Source organism: Micromonospora sp. NBC_01392 (assembly GCF_045040125.1).
Classification (GTDB): Bacteria; Actinomycetota; Actinomycetes; order Mycobacteriales; family Micromonosporaceae; genus Micromonospora.
In genome coordinates this window covers 3,146,408-3,166,118 of sequence record NZ_CP109549.1, presented here as the reverse complement: position 1 = coordinate 3,166,118, position 19,711 = coordinate 3,146,408, and the positions used below count along the sequence as shown (strand labels likewise).

The window sequence follows — 19,711 nt, the reverse complement described above, 5'->3', positions numbered from 1 at the left end:
GGACGATGTGGATCGTCGCCCCGTTGGTATCGCTCCCAGCGGATCGGCCCCGCGACCAGGAAGCACACCGGCTGACGCGGCCCGGCGTGTCGGGGCCGGACGAACGAACGGCCCCGGCCGCCGCGACGATCGTGCCCGGAGTGAGCCCGACCGCTCGGCCGGGCGGGCGAGCGGTCGCCGCGCGGTCCCGGGTATAGGTTCGGCAGGTGGATGTGGTCGCCGCCTGCCGGGCCTTCGTCGCGGTCAGTGGGCACGGCAGCTTCACCTCCGGCGCCGCCGCCGCGGGCATCCCCCAGTCGGTCGCCAGTCGCCGCGTCGCCGCCCTGGAGGAGCACTTCGGGGCGCGGCTGTTCGACAGGTCGTCCCGGGCGGTGCGGTTGACCCCGTTCGGGCAGGACATGCTGCCCTCGGCACGGCGGCTGGTCGACCTCGCCGACGCCATGGCCGACGACGCCGAGCGGGCCCGGCTGCGTCCGCTGCGGGTCGCCGTACCCGAGATCTGCCCGCCGCGCCGCCTCGCCGATCTGGTGGTCGGGGCGCGGCGGCAGCGGATCCACCTGGAGGTACGGCCGGCCGGCCCGCCGGAGCGGGAACGGCTCTGCCGGACCCTGGAGGTCGGTGCCGGGATCGTGGCGGTCCCGGCGGCGACGGCGGCCTGGCGGGTGCCGCTCGGGCTGGCCGCCCGGACCCCGTTCCCGGCGCCGACGGTGTTCCTGGAGACGCTGCGCAGCGGACGGTCCCGGGCGCAGGCCCGCCGGCGGATCCTGATCCAACCCGAGGACGACGTCGCGCACCTGCGGGACCCGCTGACCCGTGCCGGGCAGTCGGCCGGCCTGGCGCCGACCCAGGTGACGGTCACGCCGTCACTTGTCGACGCCGTGGCGGCGGCCCTCGACTCCCCCGACCTGCTGCTCTGCTCCCGTCAGCAGGCCGAGGACTTCGACCTGCACTGGCGCCCGCTCGCCGGCCTCCGGCTCCTGCGGGGCTACGACGTCGCCGCCGATCTGGGCGAGGACCTCGACCAGCTCAGCACCGTCCTGTACGCGGACCTCGCCCGGTGTCTGGGCGCGTCCGACGGGCACCCGTCGCCGACCGGGGACCTTCCACCCGGCAGCCCGTCGACAGGAGATCCGACATGAGCGCCGCCACTGTCGTCCGCAACGCCCGGGACCTGCTCGACGAGGCGGGGCTGCACGGCGCCGTTCTGGTGCGCGACCTCGACACCGGCGCGGAGATCGGCTTCGACACGGACACCCCGTACCCGGCGGCGTCGCTGGTGAAGGTGCCACTGGCGGTCGCCGTGCTGGAACGGATCACGCGCGGGGAACTCGACCCGGCGAGACCGGTCGACGTCCCGCCCGGCCGGATCACCGCACCGGGCCCGACCGGGCTGAGCCGCTTCCGCCATCCGGCGCGGATCGCCGTGGAGGACCTGCTCTACCTGAGCACCTCCGTCAGCGACTCCGTCGCCGCCGACGCCCTGTTCGACCTCGTTCCGCCGGACGCGGTCGCCACCGAGCTGCGGCGGCTACGCCTCGACGGCATCGCCGTGCGGCACCGGGCCGGTGAGCTCGTCGACACGCCCGCGGAACGGTTCGGGCCCGACGAGGTGCACCTGGCCCACTCCCTCGCCATCGGCGCGGTGACCCCCGGGCAGGGCCACCCGGTCGCGCAACTCGACGTCACCCGCGCCAACACCGGGTCGGCCCGGGCCTTCGTCGACCTGCTGCACGCTCTCTGGCGGCCGTCCGCGATCCATCCGGCCACCGCCGCCCGGGTACGCGCCCTGATGGGCGACAACCTGCACCGGCAGCGGCTCGCCCCCGACTTCACCTCCGACGCCTCCCGCTGGTCGGCCAAGACCGGCACCCTGCTGCACCTGCGTCACGAGGTGGGCGTGGTGGACCACGCCGACGGGCAGTCGTACGCGGTCGCCGCGCTGACCGCCTCCCGGGTGCCCGCTGCCGCGCAACCCGGCAGTGAGGCGACGATGGCCCAGGTCGCCCGGTCGCTGCACGACCATCTACGGACCGGCACCCTGCCCTGGTGGGGTTAGCCGGCGTGCGCGGCCCGGATGCGCGGCTCGCGGCCGGACCAGCGCCACCATGGGGACGTCGACGGCGCGCCTCACCCGGCGAGGTCCGCCGGCAGCGGCCCGGTGACACGTGCCGGTCGTCCGGTCACCAGTCGGCGACCGCTGCCTTCGTCGCCTCGGCGATGAGGGCGTTGTCGTAGTCGGCGTCCTTCTGGTCGCGGCTGGACAGGATCGCGAGGACGATCGGCGCCCGGTCCGGCGGCCAGATCACCGCGATGTCGTTGCGGGTGCCGTATCCGCCGGCCCCGGTCTTGTCCCCGACGACCCAGCCGGCGGGAACGCCGGCACGGATCAGCTCACCGCCCGTGGTGTTCCCCCGCAGCCACCCGTTGAGGGTGTCGCGGTCCGCGGTTTCGAGGGCCGTCCCGACGGCGTACGCCCGCAGCGACCCGGCCATGGCCCGTGGGGTGCTGGTGTCCCGCCGGTCGCCGGGCGTGGCCTCGTTGAGCGCGGTCTCGTAGCGGGCCGGATCGGTGACCTTGTCGCCGATCCCGCGGAGTTCCTGCTCGAACTTCTGCGGTCCGCCGAGGTGGCGCAGCATCAGGTTGCCGGCGGTGTTGTCGCTGTACCGGACGGCGGCGTCCGCGATGGCGCGCAGCGTCATGCCCGTGGCGACGTGCTGCTCGGTGACCGGCGAGTAGGTCACCAGGTCGTCGGCCGAGTACCGCACCACCCGGTCCAGCTCGGCGTCGGTGGTCTCGTCGAGGACCTCGGCGGCGGCCAACGCCTTGAACGTCGAGGCGTACGCGAACCGCTCGTCGGCCCGGTACCGCACCGTCCGGCCGGTGCCGGTGTCGACCGCGTAGACACCCAGCCGCGCGTCGAACCGCTCCTCCAGTTGCCGGAACGCGTGCTCCCGGTCGGGTGCGGACGACGCGGGGGCGCTCACCGCGCTGTCCCGCGTCGGCTGTGCGGTGGCGCCGGCGGGACCGCAGGCGGCCACTGACACCACTGCCGCCGTGGCCACCAGGCGGCGTGTCGCAGAAACCATGATCACTCCTTGCGGGAAGCGGGAACCGGGCGCCGGACAGCGCCGGCCGGAACCATTCGACCCTGACAGCGATCCGGCATGTCGTCGAAGACAGAAGTCGCGGGATTCATGCCGATCCGGCATCAACGGCGCGGAATGGGCAGCCCGTGGTCGACGCCGGCCGGCGGGTTCACGGGTGTGGCGGACCGCTTCGGTGCCGCCCGCCACACCCGGAGCCCGACTCGGTGACCGGGGGCCGGTCAGAGTCGGCAGCGTTGGCCTTCCGCAGGGATCTTGAGGTCGATCAGGTAGGCGGCGAAGGCGGCGTTGACGCAGGGATTGACCCCCTCCTGCGCGACGGTGTGCCGAGCGCCCTCGACGGTGAGCACCGTACCGCCGATCTCGTCGGCGAGGACCTGGCCGGCGGCGTAGGGGGTGGCCGGGTCGCCGGTGACGGAGATGATCAGAGTGTCGGGCAGACCCTTGACGTCCTGCGCGTAGGGGATGCCGAGGCTGGGCTCGCCGGGCCAGGACTCGCACGCGTCCCGGGTGACCCCGTCGACGCTCCTGCCGGTGGCCACGTACGGGCTGGTCCGGGCGATGTCGGCGCGTAGCCGGGCTTCCTCCTCCGGCGTGCGGCGTACCTCGTCGTTGCAGTTGACGGCGAGATTGGCCTCAAGGAAGTTGGTCCACCCGCCGGCGGGGTCCCGGCCGCCGAACACGTCACCGACCTTCAGGATCTGCGACCCGTCGCCCTGCTTGAGCCGGGTCAGGCCCTTGATGAGCGCGGGCCACGCCTCGGGGTAGTAGAGGCCGGCGGTGACGCCGCCGGTGGCCTGGTTGAAGTTGAGCGTGCGCCCCTTCCCGGCGGGGACGGGCCTGTCGATGAGTGGCTGCACCAACTTCTGGAAGACCGCCGTGGCCCGGGCCGGGTCGGCGCCCAGGGGGCAGTCCTTGCCGGCCGCGCAGACGGCCGCCAGTCGTTCGAAGTTCTGTTGGAAGCCGGCCTGCTGGGTGAGCCGCCGCCGCGGGTTCTCCAGGGTGGGGTCCGTCACGCCGTCCAGCACCATCGCCCGCACGTTCCTGGCGAACATCTCCGCGTAGACCGCGCCGAGTCGGGTGCCGTAGCTCTGCCCGGCGAACGTGAGCTTCTCGTCGCCCAGCGCCGCGCGCAGGACGTCCAGGTCCCGGGCGACGTTGCGGGTGCCGACCGCGGACAGGATCTCCGCCCCGCCGGAGCCCTTCGCGCAACGTTCCGCCAGGCGCCGGGTGTCCTCCTGGGTCCACTGCCCCGAGGAGGCCAGCAGCGTGGTCTGGTCCTCGCCACGGTCGCGTTCGGCATCGGTGAAACAGCTGATCGCGGGCGTCGACGACCCGACCCCGCGCGGATCGAAACCCACCACGTCGAACCGTTGCAGCAGCGGGCTCTTCGCCTGCGCCGCGCCGAAGGTCGTCGCCTGGGTCAGGCCCGAACCTCCCGGGCCGCCCGGGTTGAGCACCAGCGACCCGATGCGCTGCCCGGGATCCCCCTGGGCGGGCAGGCGGAGCACCGCGACCTGGATGGTCCGGCCCTTCGGATCCTGGTAGTCCAACGGCACCGTCAGCCGCGCGCACTCGAACGGCTCGACATACTGCTTCTTCTCCCCCGGCGTGCTGCCGAAGTCCCGGCACGAGCCGAACGACAGCTTCTGCCCGTAGAAGACCTCCAGCCCGGCAGCGGACGGCCGCGGCTCGGATTCCGCCGCGGTCGGGCCGGTGCAGGCAGCCGACAGGGCGAGCGCCGCCGTCGCCCCGACGGCGGCGCCGACGCGAGCGGCTATGCGCCGGGGAGCAGGTGCGGCGGGCCGGTCCACGGGCGGGCCGGAGTCGAGCAGGGCCATCGGGGCCTCCGAAGTCGATTCGTTCCAGACGTGTGCGTCCTCGACGAGACACCCGGCCGTAGCGGCACACTCAACCCCGCCCGAGTGTGATCTTGTCGACCTACGGATTGCGCTCCACACCGGCACCCCGCCGGCCACACCTGTGCTCCCCGGCGCGGACCTGTCAGCCCTCGGCTTCCGAGCCCGAGAGTCGGGTGAGGCGGCCGGCGATGTCAGCAGGAAGACCCCGCGTATCGCCGTGTGTCGTCAGGACGAGCCTCAGCGACCCGGCGTGCGTGACGACGCCGAGGATGCGCTCGTCGCGGACCTGCGTCGTCATCGTCGGTCCCCAGATCGCGACCACGGACGACCCGCCGGGCTCGGACGTTCCCAGATTGGTGATCTCCAGGTCGGCGGCGGTGGCCGCGAGCATCGCCGCCTCCGCCTCCGAGGCGTCGGCGGGGTTGAGCGACGCCAACATCAGTGCCGCGTCCCGGGCGGCCTCCCGGGCAGCTCGCAGCTGCGCCGTCGCGTCCTTCGCGAGGGACCAGAGCGTGCTGCCCGCGGGCACCGGCAACACCACGGTCGTCGCGGTGAAGCGGTTCACGACGTCGTCCTCGAGATCCAGCGCCGAGCGCAGGTCGATGGGAACGTTGATGCGGATGCTCCGGGCTCCGCTGAGCGCGGAGAGCGCCTGCGCGGCGGCGGCACAGATCGCGCCCTGGACCGTCGACCCGTTGGCTCGGGCGGTGGAGCGAAGGTGTCCGGTCGTCGCGGGGTCGAGTTCGGCGGTCTCGATGCTCGGCGCCGTGGCGTCGAACGGACGGATCGTGGCGACGGCCGGCTCCGCGGCAGGGCCCGGGGTGTGGTCGATCGGCTGCCCCCTGCGGGGCAGGCGCTCGAGCAGGCTCTCCTGGTCGTCCGGCACCGGCCGGGCCGGGAGCGTCTGCCCGGCGAGGATCGCGAGGAGGTCGTGTGCGGCGCGGAGCGCGCCGCGTCCGTCGGTGATCTGGTGGGAGAACGTCAGGACGACGGCGGTTCCACGGTCACCGGAGGCGTCGCTCACGAGCGTCGCGCGGGCCAGCGGACTCCCGTCGGCGTCGACGGGGTGGGTCTGCTCCTGCGCCGCCGCTTCGCGCCAGTCTCCCCCGCGGACCTGTCGGACACCGATGAGCTCGGTCGACTCCCGGAAGGTAGGGCGGTCGCCGGTGCGATCGATGCCGACGGCGAGCAGCGGGTGCGTCCGCTGCAACTGCGTGAGCGCCCGCTCCAGGTGGTGCGCCGAAACGGGCGAGGCGAGTTCGAGGGCGAGCGAGAACTGCACCGGGTTGCGACTGATGTAGAGGTCGATGATGTGCTCGAACGCCCCCAACGGGCGCACGATCGGACGTGCGGGAGAGTGACGCATGGTGTCCTTCGTGTCGATGTGCCGATCCGGTGGGGCCGCCCGCAGCGCGGGACTGCCCGGCCCGGTGCCGACGCTCGTGGCCGCGTCGGCGGATCACGGCGTCGATGAGACACCCGGCCGTAGCGGCACACTCAACCCCGCCCGGGTGTGATCTTGTCGGCGACGCCGGAGAGGATCGCCCGGCGCGTCTGCCGACCGCTCATCCCGTCCGGGCCGGTCGGCACCGCCTGACCGGCCCGGACGGTCAGTCGTGCGGTTCGGACAACAGTCGGTTGGTGCGCCGCAGGACGTCCAGTTGCGCGTGGTTGTAGAGCTCCGCCAGGGCCGTGCTGACGGCCCGTTCGACATAGCTCGCGCTGTACCGGGTGCCGGCGTTGGTGATCGTCGCGCCGGGGTGCTCCGCGTACAGCGTGCGTACGTACGGGGCCAGGTCCCGGGCCACGGCAGCGCGGGTCTGCTCGTCGGCGTCCGCGGCGAGTGTCTCGAACCGCTCGGCGACCGGATCGGTGACGGGCTTGCGCAGCATGTCCGCCCAGGCCCGCATGGTGTCGGCACCGAGCACCCGGGTCAGCACGACGATGAAGGACCGGTCGGCGGGCGGCATCCTCGTCACGGCTCCGGCGGCGGCGAAGCCGGGTGGCAGTTCCGCCGGGGTGGGCTGCCGCAGGATGACGGCGAGTTCGAGCCGCGTCCGTTCGAGCCGCTCGATGGTCGCCGCGAGTTCGGCGTCGAGGGTGCGCAGGGCCTCCACGGGCTGATCGTCGGTGTCCGGCATGGTCGCGATCTGCGACAGCGAGAACCCCAGGTCCGTGAGGCGCTTGATGCGCAGGATCCGGACGAGGTGGGCCACCCCGTACTGCTTGTAGCCGTTGGTGCGCCGGCGTGGTTCCGCCAGCAGCCCGATCTCGTGATAGTGGCGTACCGCCCGCAGGGTGGTGCCGGCGAGTTGGGCGATCTCCCGGGTGCTCCAGGCCACTGCGCACCTTCTTCGTCAGAGCCGCCCAGGAGCGTGGAATACCAGGTCCGGGTCGTATCGCTTCTTGACGGCGAGCAGACGCTCGGCATTCGGCCCGAAGGCGGCGGCGGCGCGTTCGGTGTCGCCCGGTCCGAGCAGGTTGGGGTAGCCGCCCGGCAGCCGGTCGGTCCCCCGGACCCAGGCCCGGTGGTGATCTTCAGCGGGGTCTCCCGGTTCCCACACCGCGATGGTCTCGACCATCAGGTGCGGAGTCCGGTTGCGGAACGCGGTGGCGTCGGCCGGGACGCGGGCGGCTGCGCCGTGCAGGCTGTGCAGCGAGATCGCCGACAGCGGCGAGGTCGTGGCGCGCGCGGCGTCGAGCAGAACCTCCTGGACCGTACGGTCGAGTCCGGTGACCGTGCGCGACCCGATCTCGACGTGGCGACCGCCCGGGAACATCGCGTCGATCTGCGCGAGCTGCTCGGGCATCGTGGTCGGGCCGAGCTGCGCCGTCAGCGGCTCGCCGAGTTCGGTGAGCCGCTGGAGCACCGTGGCCCCGACCTCGGGATCGCCGCACCAGGTCGGGGCGGCGAAGAGCGCCGGCTCGCCGGTCGGGGCGGTGATGAAGCCGGCCTGCACGGTCAGCTCGTCCGGCCCGCGCAGCAGCGACTCCGCCAACGCCGGCAGAACGTCGAACCGGAACATGATCATCCCGGCCAGGATCGCCGGCACCGCGTGCAGCCGGATCCGCATCGAGGTGACCACGCCGAAGTTGCCGCCACCGCCGCGCAGCGCCCAGAGCAACTCGGGATCGTGCTCCTCGGCGGCGGTGACCAGCGTGCCGTCGGCGAGCACGACGTCGGCCGACAGCAGGTTGTCGGCGGCGAGGCCGAACCGGCCGCTCAGCGGACCGTAACCACCGCCGAGCGTCAGGCCGGCCATGCCGACCGAACCGGCCGTCCCGGTCACCGCGACCAGTCCGGCCCGCTGTGCGGCCGCGGCCACGTCGGCCGAGGTGGCCCCGCCGGCCACGGTGGCGACCCCGGTGGCCGGGTCGACACGCACCTGCCGCATCGGGCTCAGGTCCAGCGTCAGCCCGCCGTCGGCCAGCGCGCGACCGGCCCAGTCGTGCCCGCCACCGCGCACCGACAGCGCGAGACCCTGCTCCTGGGCGGCCCGCACCCCGGCCTGGACGTCGGCAGTGGTGGCGCATCGAAGGACGGCGCGCGGACGGCTGGTCACCGCGCCGTTCCAGACCGTCCGCGCTGCTTCGTACTCCGGTCCGGACGTCAGCATGTCACCCATGTGGCCAGAGTATCCACCCACTCGTCAGAGTCCAACTCTGACGAGTGACGGAGGCTATGCTCACCCGACCATGACCGAAGCGCCGAGAAGCCGCCGGGCCGAGTACGCGGCAGCCACCCGCACCGCCATCATCGAGGCGGCACGCGCACTCTTCGCCCGCAACGGATACTTCGCGACGAAGATCGAGGACATCGCCGTGGCGGCCCGCGTCGCGCCGGCCACGGTGTACGCGGTGACCGGCGGCAAGCAGGGGCTGATCCGGACGCTTGTCGACCTGTGGAGCCAGGCACCGATCGTGGCGCAGACCCTCTCCCGGCAGGAGACCCTCACCGACCCGGACGAGATCCTGCGAGACACGGCAGCCACGGTCCGGGCCATGCGCGAGACGTACGGCGACATCATGCGGCTGATGCTGTCGACCGCGCCGCACCACACCGAGGTCGCCGAGAGCCTACGGGTGGCCACCGGACGCTACCGCGATGCCATCGAAGCCGTCGCCGTCCGGCTCCGCGACGTCGGCGGCCTACGCGCGGGGATGGACGTCGCGGAGGCGACCGACATCCTCTGGTTCTACTTCGGATACTCCGGCTACTTCACCCTGCTCGACGACAACGGCTGGACGTACGAGCGGTCGGAACGCTGGCTGGTCGACCAGGCCACCGCGGCTCTTCGCTGAGACCCGGCTGTCTCATGTCTCCGCGAGGGTCATCGGCAGCTCCAGGTGCTCATCGTGAGCGCGGCGGTGCGGTCCCCGTGCGCGACGTCGTCGTCGAGGGCGCCGAGGTGGACGATCATCTGCTCGGCCTCGGGCATGTCGAGGTCGCGGTAGAGGGTCACCGCCCGTTGGAAGTGCTGGCGGGCGGACGCGGGCGCCCCGAGGGCCCGGTGGACGTGACCGAGGCCGGCGTGGGCGCGGGCATGCTCCTGGTGCGCGCCGATGTCGACCGCGACCGTGTGGGCCGCGGTGTGGTGGCGGAGCACGTCGGCCGGCGCTCCCGCCAGGCGGGCCGCTTCGGCGATGCCGTTGAGGGCGCTGGCTTCGCCGTACCGTTCGCCGGTCTCGCGGAAGATGTCGAGCGACCGTTGATGATGGTCGGTGCGCTGACCGAGGCGGGTGTGCAGCGTGCCGAGGCTGTTCAGCGTCCAGGCCTCGCCGGTGCGGTTGCCGAGTTGGCGGTACAGGGTCAACGCCTGCCGCAGGTGGGACCGGGCCGCCGCGTGCCGTCCCCGCCGGATGTCGACGTCACCGAGGGTGTGCAGCGTCCAGGCTTCGCTGGCCCGGCCGCCCAACTGCTGGAAGAGGACCAACGACTGCCGCACGTGTTTCGTGGCCGAACCGTACTCACCCAGTTGCGCTTCGACCTCACCGAGGTTGTTCAGCGCGTGCGCCTCCCCGGCCCGGTGACCGGCCTGCCGGAACAGGGCCAGCGCGTGGCGGTAGTTGTCGGCGGCGGGCCGGTTGCGGCCGAGCTGTGACTCGATGACGCCGAGGTTGATCAGCGCGCGGGCCTCGCCGACCCGGTCCCCGGTCCCCCGGAACAGGATTCTGGCCCGCTGGAGGTGCTCGGCGGCCGACGCGTATCGGCCGAGCTGGGTGTAGGTGGCGCCGAGGCTGGTCGACGCGTGGGCCTGCTCGACCGGGTCGCCGGCACGGCACGCGGCGTGCCCGGCGTGTTCGTGGATGACGAGCGCGTCGGTGGGATGTCCGCCGTGCAGGTACTGGAACAGGGCGGCCGACAGGTGCGCCGCGTGGGTGGGCCAGCCATGGGCGGCGGCGTGCGTGGCGACGGCCACCAGGGTCGGGCGTTCGGTGTCCAGCCACCGGCGGGCGGTGTCCGGATCGGCCGGAGCGGCGACGGGGACGCCGTTCGACGGCACCCGACGGTGCGATCCGGCGGGGTACAGGACATCCACGGCGGCGAGCGTGCCGGCCAGGTAGTAGTCGAACAGGCGGGTCAGCGCGGCGCGGCGTTCCGGCGGCGGGTCCTCGTCGCCGCATCGGCTGGTGGCGTAGGCGCGCACCAGGTCGTGCAGGGCGTAGCGGCCGGGGGCGGCGTGGTGCAGCAGGTGGTCGCGGTGCAGGTGACGCAGGTGGGTGCGGGCCTCGCAGGTGGAGATGCCGGCGAGGGCGGCGGCGGCCGGGGCGTCGAAGTCGTCGCCCGGGTGTGCCGCCACGAGGCGCAGCAGCCGGCGCCGGTCGGCGGGCAGGTGCCGGTACGACAGGTCGAAGGCAAGTTCGACGCTGAGGTCGAGGCGCTGTCGGTGATGCCGTTCGTCGAGCCGGTCGGCGTGGTCGGTGAGCGTCCAACCGGAGGTGCCGCTGATGTGCGCGGTGACCAGTCCGAGCGCGAGCGGCAGGTGCCCGCACCGGTGGGCGATCCGGGCCATCGCGTGCGGGTCGGAGCCGCCGGGGAGGTGCGATCCGCCGACGGCGAGCAGGGCCGCCGACTCGTCCGGGGTGAACAGGTCCACCGCGACGTGGGTGGTGTGCGGCAGCTCGCGCAGGTCGCGTCGGCTGGTGATCAGCACGGGGCAGCCCGGGGTGTCGGTCAGCAGCGGGCGGGCCTGCTCGGCGTCGCCGGCGTTGTCCAGCACGACAAGCGTACGGGTGCCGGCCAGCAGACGCCGGTAGGTGGCCGCGCGGGCGGTCAGGCCGTGCGGTACCTGCTGGCCGGCGACACCCAGCAGACGCAGGAAGCCCTCGAGGACGGAGGACGGGTCGGCCGGCGGCTGGGTCGGGTCGGGGTGGAATCCGCGGAGGTTGACGAACAGGATCCGGTCGAACGGCTCCGCGCGGTGCCGGGCGTGCGCGGCGTGGACCGCCAGTTGGGTCTTGCCGACGCCCGCCATCCCGTGCAGCGCGACGACGACCACGCCGCCGTGCGCGCCGGTGTCGAGTGCCTGTCGGAGCCGGCGCAGCGCGGTGGCACGACCGATGAAGCCGGGCAGGTCCGGCGGCAGGGTGTCGTACACCCGCACCTGCGACGCCGCGCGGGCCTCTCCGCTGACGACCCGCAGCGCCTGGCGCCACTGCGCCACGTAGCCCACGTCCGGGTGCAGCGCCTGCACCACGGCGATCACCAGGTCGGTGTTGACCCGTCGTCGGCCGGTCCGGAAGCAGTCGGCGACTGTCGTCCGCCTGGCGATGATCGGGCCGGCGGGATGCGCGGCCCGGCAGGCGGCGTTGATCCGGTTCTTGATCGTGTCGTAGGAGGGGTCGCCGGCCCACACTTTCAGGCTCCGCAGGGTGCCGGCCACCTCGTCCAGTGAGTCGGCCCGCCCCGGGTCCGGCGGTGCCCCATCGCCGCCACTCGACAGCGACTCGATCACGGCAGCTCCTGGAACATGCATCGGTTGATGTCCCTACTAGACCCGCACTGGCCAGCGGCGTCACCAGATGTGTCGTTGATTTGCACCGACGTCGGGGGCGCCGGCGGGGCGTGACGCGGGGCCGTCCGGAGTCGTCCGGGATTTCCCCACGCCCCGCCGACCCGCCGCAGACTTCCTGGTGCCGACCGGCACCGCCGGCGTCCGCCGGCCACGGTCCGGTCCGCCGCTAGCTGACGAGGGAGGTGTCGCCATGAAGATCCAGATCCGTCGTCTCGAGAAGATCGAGACCACCGTCATCTGCGCTTGCAGCCCCTGCACGGACTGCTGACCCGATGGTCCTGGCCACCGCCTCCGGCGGTGGCCAGGACCGCTCGACGCCGCGGGGCGACCGCCGCCCCGGCAACACCCGAAGGAGCGAGTACGGATGAGGCGACCCCGGATCAAGAGTGTGTTTCCCCCCATCCCGCTGGGCGACGGCCGCATCCGCATCGGCGGCGGCGACTACGGCATCGCCTCGGAGATGGTCGACGACGAGCACGGCAACACCTGGCGTCTGCTGAACCTGATGGACGGCACGCGCACCCGCCCGGAGCTGGCCGACGCGATGGCGCAGCACCAGCCGGGCATCACCGCCGCCGACGTCGACGCGTCCGTCGACGCGCTGATCGACATGGGTTTCGTGGAGGACGCCGCCGTGCCCCCGCCGGCCCGACTGCCGGCGGCGGAACGCGAACGGTACCGGCGCAACCTGGAGTTCTTCTCCTACTTCCACAAGCCGCCGCTGACCGCGGCGGACTTCCAGCTCCGGCTGCGCGACGCCCGGGTCACGGTGCTCGGCATCGGCGGCCTCGGGTCGTACGTGGCCATGAGCCTGGCCGCGATCGGCGTCGGGGACATCCTGCTCGTCGACGACGACGACGTGGAGCTGATGAACCTCAACCGGCAGGTGCTCTACACCGACGCCGACGTCGGGCAGCCGAAGGTGAGCGCCGCCGTCCGTCGGCTGACCGAGATCAACCCGCACGTCCGGGTCGGTGGACGCAACGCCCGGGTGGACGGGGTCGAGGCCGCCCGCGCCTGCATGACCGGCCGGGACCTGGTGATCTGCGCCGCGGACCGCCCCCGGCTCACGCTCTACCAGTGGCTGAACGAGGCGGCCCTGCGGGAGGGCACCGCGTGGATGCGCGGCTCCAACGACGGGCTGACGGTCAGCCTCTTCCTGCACGTGCCCTACCGGACCGCGTGTTTCCAGTGCGTCGAGCAGGACGCCGCGGCCAACCACCCGGAGTACACGCCGATGGCCGAGTACGTGGTCGGGGTGATCGGTGACCGCACCATCAACCCGTGCAACGCGCCGATGGCCGGGATGATCGGCAACCTGGCCGCCCTGGAGGCCGTCAAGTACCTCACCGGCATGGCGGAACCGGTCATCGTCGGCCGCAAGCTCGTCGTGGACGTGCACCGGATGGAGACGCAGTTCGCCGAGGGCACGCTGCTCGACGACTGCGCCGCCTGCGGCCCGCACGGCCGGGTGCCCCGCCCCGGCGCCTCGGCCCCCGGCGTACGGGACACGGTCGCGTCGGGAGCCGCGACGTGACCAGCACGCTCGCCGATACCACTGTCGTCCGGCTGTATCCGCTGCACATCGGCGAGAGCGAGGACGGTGTGTGCGAGGTCGGCCGGGTGGACACCGGCGACTTCGTCGAGCTGCCGGTCGAGGGCGTCGACCTCGTCCGGTGGCTCGGCGAAGGGCTCCCGCTGGGCGAGGTCCGCCGGCGGTTCACCGAGCGGTACGGAACGGAGCCGGACCTCGCCGACTTCCTCGACGGCATCGCGTCCTGCGGTTTCGTGCGGGCCGACGCCGCACCGGGCGCGGACGACGGCCCGGCCGGCGCCGGCGCGTCGACGACCGGCGCCGGACCGGGCACCGGCGCCGCCGCGCCCCGGCGAGGGCTGGCGCTGCTGGCGAACCTGTCGCCGCGGCGCGTCGCCTGGCTGCTCGCGCCGCCGATGCGGCTGCTCTACGTCGCCGGCTGGCTGACCGTGCCGCTGCTGCTGGCGTTCGTTCCCCGGCTGCGGCCCACCCCGGCGGACGCGTTCCTCCTGGACGGCGTCCTGGCCAACGCGCTGGTCGTCGCGGCGGTGGCCTGGACCCTGGTGCTGCTGCACGAGCTGGCGCACGCGGCCACCGTGCGGGCGTTGGGCGTCACGGGACGACTGTCCATCAGTCGACGGCTGTGGTTCCTGGTGGCGCAGACGGAGATGTCGGCGGTTCGGTCCGTGCCCCGCCGCCGCCGCTACGCCCCCTATCTGGCGGGGTTGACCTGGGACCTGCTGCTCATGTCGGCCGGTCTGCTGCTGCAACTCGCCGGGGTGCACGAGCGGCTGGTGCGCGGGATCGTCTACACGCTCACGCTGTCGGTGGTCTACCAGTTCCTGGTGTTCATGCGCACCGACATCTACTTCGTGCTGGGCAACTGGCTGCGGCTGGGTGACCTGATGGGCGACACCCGGCGCTGGCTGGCCGACCGGGCCCGACGGCTGGTCGGCCGCGCCGCCGCGCACGACCTCGCCGGTGTGCCGGCGCGGGAACTGCGGATCATCCGCTGGTACGCGCCGTGCTACCTGCTCGGGTCGCTCCTGGTGACCGTGGCGCTGCTGACCCTGACGGTGCCCGCCATGGTCACGATGGTCAGCCTGGCCGTCGACGGCCTCGACGCCCCGCCCGACGGGCCCGCCTTCTGGAACGGCGTCGGCTTCCTCGCGCTCGTCGCCCTGCAACTGGCCACCTTCGGCTGGGTCGTCGTCACCGAACGCCGTACCGCCACCTGACCGGCTCGCCCACCGCCGCCCTCCCCCGGAAGCGAGGACATCATCGTGCTGTTCACCGCGCCGCGCCGCGTACTGGCCGCGCTCCTCACGCCGGCCCTGGCCGCCGTCCCGGTCGGCACCGTGGCCGCGCCGGCGGTCGCGGCCGGCGGGCCGGCCCAGGCTGTCATCGTCGTGCTCGCCGACCAGCACGACACCGCTTCGGGCCGGCGGCTCGCCGACCGGACCGCCCGCATCGCCGCCGGGCAGCAGCCGATGCTCACCGAACTGCGCCGCGCGGGCGCCACCCGGGTGCAGCCGTTGCGCCTGGTCAACGCCATCGCCGCCACGCTGCCGCCGCGGGCCGCCGCGGAACTGGCGTCCCGCCCGGGAGTACGCGCCGTGCTGCCCGACCGTCAGCTACGACTACGCCAACCGGTCACCCCGGTCGGCGCGCCCCGCCCCGCGTCCGCGTCGGTCGCCGTCGGGGACGGGGGGCGGAGCTGCGCCCGCCCGGGTGAACCGCCGGCGATCGAACCGGAGGGGCTGACGGTGACGCGAACCGTCGGATCGGTCCAGGGTCCCGGCGCGCACGACCTCGCCGACGGGGCCGGGGTGCGCGTCGGGGTGCTGGGCGGGCCGATCGATCCGAACGCGCCCGAGTTCGTCCGCGACGGCCGGTCCGTCGTCGCCGGGTACGCCGACTTCACCGGCGACGGCCTGGACGCCCCCTCGTACATCCTGGAGTCCTTCGGCGATGCGAGCGTCATCGCCGCCCAGGGCGCCGGTGTCCACGACGCCGGACCGTACGCCCACCCGGTGCACCGCCCGGCCACCCCGTGCCCGATCCGGATCCTCGGCGTCGCGCCGGCGGCCACCGTGCACGTGGCGAAGGTGTTCAGCAACGTCGCCGCGCCGACGTCCGTGGTCATGCGGGGCATCGAGTGGGCGGTGCTCCACGAACACGTGGACGTGCTGAACGAGTCGCTTGTCGGCTTCGGCTACCCGGACACGGCCGCCAACGCCCTGCGGCTGGCGAACGACGCGGCCGTCGCGGCGGGCGTGACCGTGGTGGTCGCCACCGGGGACGCCGGACCGGACGACACCCTCGGCTCACCCGCCAGCGACCCGGACGTCGTCGCCGTCGGCGCCAGCACCCAACTACGCGCCTACGACCAGCTCGGTTACGGCGGGGCCCCGCTCGGACGCGGCTACCGGTCCGACTCGGTGTCCGCGTTGAGCTCCGGCGGCACCGCCCAGACCGAACCGCGCACGGTCGACCTCGTCGCTCCCGGCGACACCGGCTGGGCCGCCTGCTCCCCGGACACCACCCGCTACCAGAGCTGCGTCTCCTTCTTCGACGGCGGCACCCCCAGCCCGTTCTTCCTGTTCGGCGGCACCAGCGCGGCGGCGCCGTTCGTGGCCGGCGCCGCCGCGCTGGTGATCCAGACGGTACGCCGGCACACCGGCGCCACCCCGACCCCGGCGCGGGTCAAACACATCCTCATGAGTTCCGCGGCCGACCTGCGGCAGCCGGCCGGCCAGCAGGGCGCCGGACGCGTCGACACGCTCGCCGCGGTGCGCCTGGCCGCCGCGCTGACCGACCCGCCGGCCGGCCGGTCCCCCGCCACCGACGCCGGTCGACGCGCCGGCCGGGACGCGGCGGGGCTGCTCGTCACCACCTCGACGGCGAGCATCACCGGCGCGCCGGGACGGTTCACGCCGGTCGACGTGCGGGTCACCAACCCGGGCCCGCGCGCCCGCCGCGTCACCGTCGCCCTGCGGTCCGCCGCGCCGGCCCGCCGGTTGGCCGCCGGCCGGGTGACGCCCGCCGCCGGCGCCGGTGAGACGTTCGCCGACTCCGACGGGGTGCCGGCGAACGCCCGCCGGGTGCCGGTCACCGTGCCCGGCGGAACCGACCAGCTCCACGCCGCGGCGGCCTGGGACCCCCGCTCGCACACCGCCCCGGTCGCGGTGAGCGTCTTCGACCCCGCCGGACGACTCGCCGGCTACTCGTTGCCGCTGGGCAACGGCGGATACGCGGCCGCGACCGTGGCCCGCCCGCAGCCGGGCCGCTGGAGCGTGGCGATCTGGACCCGCGACGACGGTTCCCCGCCGGTGGGCGCGGTGCGGTACGACATCACCGCGCTGCGTCTGCACACCCGCACCGGCCCGTCGGCTGTGGTGCCGGCCGGCGGCACGCGGACCGTCCGGTTCCCGGTCGGTCTGCCCGCCGAGGCCGGTGACGCGGTGGCCGCGGTGACCGTCACCGCCGGCGCGACCGGGTACGCGGCGCTTCCGCTGGGCCTGCGGACGCTGGTGCCGACCGGCCCTTCCGGCGGCAGCTTCCGCGGCGTCTTCTCCGGCGGCAACGGCGCCCTGGCCGGATGGGCCCTGCTCGGGCAGCGACGCAGCTTTCAACTCGACGTGCCCGCCGGGAGACCGACGCTGGCCGTGTCGGTGGCCGTCGGCGACGATCCCGGCCTGGAGGTGTGGGGTCTGCTCGTCGACCCGGACGGCATGCCGCTCGCCGCCAGCAGCTCCCGCTCCGCGGGGGCCACCGCGCCGCCCCGCCTGGACCTGGTCCGGCGGGCCCCGCGGGCCGGCCGATGGACCGTGGTGCTGGTGCTCACCGCCCCGACCGCCACGGCGCGCACCAGCCAACCGTTCCACGGCCGGGTGGCGTACGCCCCGCCACCCGTGGCCGCGACCGGCGTGCCGGCGGGTGGCGTGCTCCCCGCCGGCACGCCGGCCCGGGCCACGCTCACGATCACGAACACCGGCGTCGCCCCGGCGTCCTACCTGGTCGACGCCCGGCTGGACGCCGTCGGCGAGGTACCGCTGCGGCCGGTCGCGTCCGCCACCTACCGGACACCGGTGACCGGGACCGAGGTCTACCCCCGCTTCTCCGTTCCGACCGGCACCACCGAGCTGCGGATGACCGCCGACTCGACACTGCCGCACCTGCTCGACACGCAGCCCTACGGTGAGAACGGCTACTACGTCGGGGACCCGGACCTGGCCGGCACCTCGGGCCGCCGATCGGAGGTGCTGGTGTCCTCGGTCGAGGTGGCGGCGACCACCTGGATCTGCAACGCCAACCGGTCCGGCCCGTTCGGTGCCACGCCCCAGCCGACGGCCCGGGTGGACTGCGCGGCGACCGCGTTGACCCGGCTTCCCGACCGGCGGGCCACGTCGTCCACCGGCAGCTACTGGCGGCGGGTGGTCGAGGGCGTGACCGGGCCGGACGCGCCGTTGACGCTGGCGCCGGGGCACAGCGGCCGGGTCACGGTGACCCTCACGCCCGACGGGCCGGTCGGGCGACGGGTCGCCGGCTCGCTGACGGTGACCGCGTTCGACGCGCGTACCGGGTTCGGCACGGAGGTGGCGGCGGTGCCGTACGCGTACACGGTGGGTGACGCACGCCCGGACCGTGTCGTTGCGCAGCCCCGCCGCCAGCGCTGATCTCCACCCGTGGTCGGACGTCTCCGGTCACCGGCGGCGACATGGCACGATGACCGTGTCCTGCGCCGCCGGTGGCCGGGCACGACACTGATGGAGTCGGGATGTCAGAACCGGCCGGCCCGCCGGTGCCAGGATTGGCCAGACTGTGGACGCACGACCCGGTCACCGCCGGCCGCTACCGGCTGGTCGGCCGGCTGGGCGCGGGTGGGCAGGGGGTCGTCTACCTCGGCGAGGACGACGCCGGTGACCGGGTGGCGGTCAAGATGGTCAACGTCGATCTGAGTGATCCACGGGCGCGGTCGCAGTTCGTGAAGGAGATCGCCGCCGCGCGCCGGGTCGCTCCGTTCTGCACCGCGCAGGTGCTCTTCGCCGAGGTGGACGGCGAGCAGCCCTACGTGGTCAGTGAGTTCATCGAGGGCCCGACGCTCCACCGGCACGTCCGCGAGAGCGGCCCGCTGGCCGGCAACGCCCTGCACCGGCTCGCGGTCGGCACGGTCACCGCGCTCGCCGCGATCCACAGCGCCGGTGTGGTCCACTGCGACCTGAAGCCGGACAATGTGGTGCTGGGCAGGGACGGTCCTCGGGTGATCGACTTCGGCATCGCCCGCGCGTTGGGAGTCACCGAGACGGCGTCCAGCCGGGTCATGGGGACCACCGCGTACATGGCGCCCGAGCGGTTCCGCAACGACGCGGTCGGTCCGCCCTGCGACGTCTTCGCCTGGGCGGCCACGATCGCCTTCGCCGCCGGCGGGCGGCCGCCGTTCGGCAACGACTCGCTCTTCGCCGTGATGCACCGGGTGCTGCACGATCCACCCGAGCTGCCGCCGTTGCCGCCCGTGCTGGACGAGCTGATCCGGGTGTGCCTGGCCAAGGATCCGGCGGATCGGCCGGACGCCGAGCGCGTGCTGGTGCGGCTGCTCCGGCAGGATGCCACGGTCACCGCGCCGCTGCGTCGGGAGAGCCTGCTCGAGGCCGGCAACGAGACCGCGGGCGCGCCGACGCCGAACCACCCGCTTCCCCCGGTCCCGCCGACGGCACCGCACCCGCGCCCAACGCCGACTCCGACACCGCCGACGACTCCGGCACCGCCGACGACAACGCCGTTCCGGGCCGGACCGACGCAGCCGACACACCCGCCGATGGCGACCCGACCGGCACACCCGCCGGTGGCGACGCAGCCGACATACCCGCCGATGGCGACCCAGCCGGCGCAACCGCCGGTGACGGAGCCCGGCGTCGGCGCGGGCGCGGACGGCGCGTTGCGGCGGCTGCGTCGTGAGGCCCTCGACGCCTGGGGCATCTCCACCGCGCTCTTCCTCGGTTCGGCCGGCGCCGCCGCCGGCTACGTCGCGTCGAGCGCGATCGGCCCGGCCGCCGCGGTCGGGGCCGGCGCCTTCGTCGTGGTCTACCTGGTCCGGCTACTGATCGCGACCGCGCTCGGGGGACGACCCGACCACGGGTGACCCGGTGCGGTGGGGCCCCGGGGCGCGGGCTGGCGCCGCATCGATAGGTTGGC

The 19,711-nt window shown here is 74.0% G+C and carries 13 protein-coding genes; 7 read left to right on the top strand and 6 right to left on the bottom strand.

The genetic code is table 11. The features are described from left to right. The first annotated feature begins 206 nt into the window (after positions 1-206). The gene (locus OG767_RS14165; protein WP_405093814.1) at positions 207-1,139 is read left to right on the top strand and encodes a LysR family transcriptional regulator; all 933 of its coding nucleotides are present in this window, start codon (positions 207-209) and stop codon (positions 1,137-1,139) included. After that, entirely contained in the window at positions 1,136-2,056 is a 921-nt protein-coding gene (locus tag OG767_RS14160; RefSeq protein WP_405093813.1) for a serine hydrolase, read from the top strand. The genes OG767_RS14165 and OG767_RS14160 overlap by 4 nt, the downstream gene beginning before the upstream one ends. Positions 2,057-2,180: 124 nt before the next feature. On the opposite strand, the gene bla is transcribed toward OG767_RS14160, so the two are convergent. The 5 genes from bla to OG767_RS14135 all read right to left on the bottom strand — a co-directional run bounded on the left by bla (position 2,181) and on the right by OG767_RS14135 (position 8,592). Beyond that, positions 2,181-3,089 (bottom strand): class A beta-lactamase, encoded by a 909-nt coding sequence (gene bla, locus OG767_RS14155; protein WP_405094219.1) that lies wholly within the window; start codon positions 3,087-3,089, stop codon positions 2,181-2,183. Positions 3,090-3,325: 236 nt separating this feature from the next. Next, positions 3,326-4,945, bottom strand: coding sequence for an alpha/beta fold hydrolase (locus tag OG767_RS14150; protein ID WP_405093812.1), 1,620 nt, complete (start codon positions 4,943-4,945; stop codon positions 3,326-3,328). Between the two features lie 163 nt (positions 4,946-5,108). Further along, positions 5,109-6,296: a phthiocerol/phthiodiolone dimycocerosyl transferase family protein gene (locus OG767_RS14145; protein ID WP_405093811.1), complete on the bottom strand. Its 1,188-nt coding sequence runs from the start codon at positions 6,294-6,296 to the stop codon at positions 5,109-5,111. Between the two features lie 280 nt (positions 6,297-6,576). Then, entirely contained in the window at positions 6,577-7,308 is a 732-nt protein-coding gene (locus OG767_RS14140; RefSeq protein WP_405093810.1) for a MerR family transcriptional regulator, read from the bottom strand. Positions 7,309-7,323: 15 nt separating this feature from the next. After that, the gene (locus OG767_RS14135) at positions 7,324-8,592 is read right to left on the bottom strand and encodes an FAD-binding oxidoreductase (RefSeq protein WP_405093809.1); all 1,269 of its coding nucleotides are present in this window, start codon (positions 8,590-8,592) and stop codon (positions 7,324-7,326) included. A gap of 70 nt (positions 8,593-8,662) precedes the next feature. On the opposite strand from OG767_RS14135, the gene OG767_RS14130 reads away from it, so the two are divergent. Continuing rightward, entirely contained in the window at positions 8,663-9,268 is a 606-nt protein-coding gene (locus OG767_RS14130; RefSeq protein ID WP_405093808.1) for a TetR/AcrR family transcriptional regulator, read from the top strand. A gap of 29 nt (positions 9,269-9,297) precedes the next feature. Here the strand turns inward: OG767_RS14130 and OG767_RS14125 are convergent, their stop codons facing one another. After that, on the bottom strand, positions 9,298-11,922 hold the full coding sequence (locus OG767_RS14125) for a tetratricopeptide repeat protein (protein WP_405093807.1): 2,625 nt from the start codon (positions 11,920-11,922) through the stop codon (positions 9,298-9,300). Positions 11,923-12,346: 424 nt separating this feature from the next. Between OG767_RS14125 and OG767_RS14120 the strand changes: the two genes are divergently transcribed. The 4 genes from OG767_RS14120 (at position 12,347) to OG767_RS14105 (ending at position 19,658) form a co-directional block, all read left to right on the top strand. Continuing rightward, positions 12,347-13,519, top strand: coding sequence for a ThiF family adenylyltransferase (locus OG767_RS14120; protein ID WP_405093806.1), 1,173 nt, complete (start codon positions 12,347-12,349; stop codon positions 13,517-13,519). Continuing rightward, positions 13,516-14,754 (top strand): hypothetical protein, encoded by a 1,239-nt coding sequence (locus OG767_RS14115; RefSeq protein ID WP_405093805.1) that lies wholly within the window; start codon positions 13,516-13,518, stop codon positions 14,752-14,754. The genes OG767_RS14120 and OG767_RS14115 overlap by 4 nt, the downstream gene beginning before the upstream one ends. Before the next feature lie 45 nt (positions 14,755-14,799). Continuing rightward, complete coding sequence (locus OG767_RS14110) at positions 14,800-18,195, top strand: S8 family serine peptidase (protein ID WP_405093804.1); 3,396 nt, start codon at positions 14,800-14,802, stop codon at positions 18,193-18,195. A 101-nt stretch (positions 18,196-18,296) separates the two neighbouring features. Beyond that, positions 18,297-19,658, top strand: a complete 1,362-nt coding sequence (locus OG767_RS14105; protein WP_405093803.1) for a serine/threonine-protein kinase — start codon at positions 18,297-18,299, stop codon at positions 19,656-19,658. The last annotated feature ends 53 nt before the right edge of the window (positions 19,659-19,711 follow it).